The sequence below is a fragment of the Micromonospora sp. NPDC049089 genome, assembly GCF_040648775.1.
In the GTDB taxonomy this organism is placed as follows: domain Bacteria; phylum Actinomycetota; class Actinomycetes; order Mycobacteriales; family Micromonosporaceae; genus Micromonospora.
Window position 1 is genome coordinate 1 of sequence record NZ_JBEZEH010000362.1, and the last position, 3,045, is coordinate 3,045.

Below are 3,045 nucleotides of genomic sequence, written 5' to 3' on the forward strand. Positions count from 1 at the left end.
GGTCACACCCGCCGGGCCCGACGCCTGGGCGTGTACCGCGTCCAGACCTGACGGAGGACAGTGACCATGGACGACACCATCCTCGAGATGCGTCGCATCACCAAGACCTTCCCCGGCGTGACCGCGCTGGAGGACGTCACCCTCGCAGTGCGCCGCGGGGAGATCCACGCCATCTGTGGTGAGAACGGCGCCGGCAAGTCCACCCTGATGAAGGTGCTGTCCGGCGTCTACCCGTCCGGCTCGTACGACGGCGAGATCCTCTTCGACGGCAAGCCGATGCAGTTCCGCGGCATTCGCGACAGCGAGGCCAACGGCATCGTCATCATCCACCAGGAGCTCGCTCTGGTGCCGTACCTGTCGATCGCGGAGAACATCTTCCTCGGCAACGAGCGGCGCGGCCGCAGCGGGCTCATCGACTGGAACTTCGCCAACGCCGAAGCAGCGAAGCTGCTGGCGTCCGTCGGGCTGCACGAGAACCCCGTCACCCCGGTCATTCAGCTCGGTGTCGGCAAGCAGCAGCTGGTGGAGATCGCCAAGGCGCTGTCGAAGAAGGTGCGCCTGCTCATCCTGGACGAGCCGACGGCCGCACTCAACGACATCGACTCGGCGCACCTGCTCGACCTGCTGCGGGCGCTCAAGGAGCAGGGCATCACCTGCATCATGATCTCGCACAAGCTCAACGAGATCACCGCCATCGCCGACTCGACCACCGTCATCCGTGACGGGCGCGCCGTGGAGACCCTCGACATGAGGTCGGACGAGGTGACCCAGCAGCGGATCATCCGCGGCATGGTCGGGCGCGACCTGGACAGCTTCTACCCCGACCGCGAGTCGTCGCCCGGTGACGAGGTCCTGCGCATCGAGGACTGGACGGTGCGGCACCCGGTCCAGGACCGGATGGTCGTCGAGGGCGTCGGGCTGTCCGTACGCGCCGGCGAGGTCGTCGGCATCGCGGGCCTCATGGGCGCCGGTCGGACCGAGCTGGCCATGAGCGTGTTCGGTCGGTCCTACGGGCGCGACATCCGGGGCCGACTCTTCGTCCACGAGCGGGAGGTGCAGGCGCGCACCGTCGCCGAGGCGATCGACAACGGCATCGCCTACGTCACCGAGGACCGCAAGCGCTACGGGCTCAACCTCATCGACGACGTGCGGCGCAACGTGTCCGCCGCCGCGCTGGACCGGCTGTCCCGCCTGGGCTGGGTGAACGGCAACGAGGAGATCAAGGTTGCCGAGACGAGCCGCAAGGAGATGAACATCCGCACGCCGAGCGTCATGGCGGTGGTCGGCAAGCTCTCCGGCGGCAACCAGCAGAAGGTCGTGCTGTCGAAGTGGCTGTTCACCGACCCGGACGTGCTGATCCTCGACGAGCCCACCCGCGGGATCGACGTCGGCGCCAAGTACGAGATCTACACAATCATCAACCGGCTGGTGGCCGCCGGTAAGGCAGTGATCGTCATCTCCTCCGAGCTGCCGGAGCTGCTCGGAATGTGCGACCGCATCTACACCCTCGCCGCCGGCCGGATCACCGGCGAGATGCCGGTGGCCGAGGCGACTCAGGAGAGCCTCATGGAGCTGATGACCAAGGACAAGGAGCTCGTCGGATGACCAGCATCAAGACCCCTTCGACGGAGCGCCCCACGCCCCCGGACAGCGCGCCCGGCGCCGCCCTGCACAGCGGGACGAGCGACCTGCGGGCGCTGGTGTTGAACAACCTGCGGCAGAGCGGGATCTACGTCGCCCTGGTCGTCATCGTCGCGCTCTTCGCGGTCCTGACCGACGGGGTGTTGCTGAGCCCCGGCAACATCACCAACATCGTCCTCCAGTACTCGTACATCCTGGTCCTCGCGATCGGGATGGTCATCCTGATCATCGGTGGGCACATCGACCTGTCGGTCGGGTCGGTCGTCGCGCTCACCGGAGCGGTCTCCGCCGTCCTGGTGATCCAGCAGGGTCACCCGTGGTGGATCGGCGTCGTCGCCGCGCTGGTCGTCGGCGTCGCGGTCGGCGCGTGGCACGGGTTCTGGGTGGCGTACGCCGGCATTCCGGCCTTCATCGTGACCCTGGCCGGCATGCTGCTGTTCCGGGGTCTGACCCTGCGGGTGCTCGACAACATCTCACTGTCGCCGTTCCCGTCCGAGTACCAGCAGGTCGCGGCGGGCTTCCTCAACGGCCTGCTCGGTGGGCAGGGCTTCGACGCCTTCACGTTGCTGATCGGCGCCATCGCCGTGGCCGGCTACGCGGTCAGCGGCTTCCGCACCCGCGTGGCGCGTATCCGCTACCAGCAGCCCGTCGAGTCGTTCCCGCTCTTCGTCGCCCGGGTCGTGCTGGTCGGCGCGGTCCTCATGTACTTCGCCTGGCAGTTGGCGCACGCCCGAGGGCTGCCGATCGTGCTGATCATCCTGGCGGTCCTGGTGCTGGTCTACGGCCTGCTCACCCGGCGTACCGTCTTCGGTCGGCAGGTCTACGCGATCGGCGGCAACCTGTCGGCGGCGGCGCTCTCCGGGGTGAAGGTCCGCACCGTCAACTTCTGGATGTTTGTCAACATGGGCTTCCTGGCGGCGGTGGCCGGCGTCATCTACTCGTCGCGGTCCAACGGCGCCCAGCCCGCCGCCGGCAACATGTTCGAGCTGGACGCCATCGCCGCCGCCTTCATCGGCGGTGCGGCGGTCACCGGCGGCGTGGGCACCGTGGTGGGCGCGATGGTCGGTGGTCTGATCATGGCGGTGATGAGCAACGGCATGCAGTTGATGGGCATCGACCAGTCGACCCAGTCGGTGGTGAAGGGTCTCGTTCTGCTCGTCGCGGTCGCCTTCGACGTCTACAACAAGCGTCGCGCCGGCACCGCCCGCTGACGCCTGCACGAAGCCGAGATGGCCCCTGACCGCTACACGGTCAGGGGCCATCGGCGTTCCAACCGACTCCGCGATCTTGCACTTGGTGTCGACGATCTGCGGCTTATGCGGCAGAAGTCGGGACAGAAAGTGCAAGATCGACGGGGCGGTGGGGTGGGGTGGGGGGGCGGGGTGGGGTGGGGTTGGTTAGTGG

General features: G+C 67.8%; 2 protein-coding genes. Both read left to right on the plus strand.

Going from position 1 to position 3,045, the window contains the following annotated elements:
* The first annotated feature begins 66 nt into the window (after positions 1 to 66).
* Positions 67 to 1,605, plus strand: a complete 1,539-nt coding sequence (mmsA, locus tag AB0B48_RS32660; protein ID WP_357208410.1) for a multiple monosaccharide ABC transporter ATP-binding protein — start codon at positions 67 to 69, stop codon at positions 1,603 to 1,605.
* Positions 1,602 to 2,852 carry a multiple monosaccharide ABC transporter permease gene (mmsB, locus tag AB0B48_RS32665; RefSeq protein WP_355006870.1) on the plus strand — a complete coding sequence of 417 codons (1,251 nt, stop codon included), beginning with the start codon at positions 1,602 to 1,604 and terminating at the stop codon, positions 2,850 to 2,852. The genes mmsA and mmsB overlap by 4 nt, the downstream gene beginning before the upstream one ends.
* Positions 2,853 to 3,045: the final 193 nt, after the last annotated feature.

What these genes read in the sequence shown, in the direction of transcription:
- mmsA (WP_357208410.1), top strand. Translation starts at nt 67, where the DNA reads ATGGACGACACCATCCTCGAGATGCGTCGCATCACCAAGACCTTCCCC.
- mmsB (WP_355006870.1), top strand. Translation starts at nt 1,602, where the DNA reads ATGACCAGCATCAAGACCCCTTCGACGGAGCGCCCCACGCCCCCGGAC.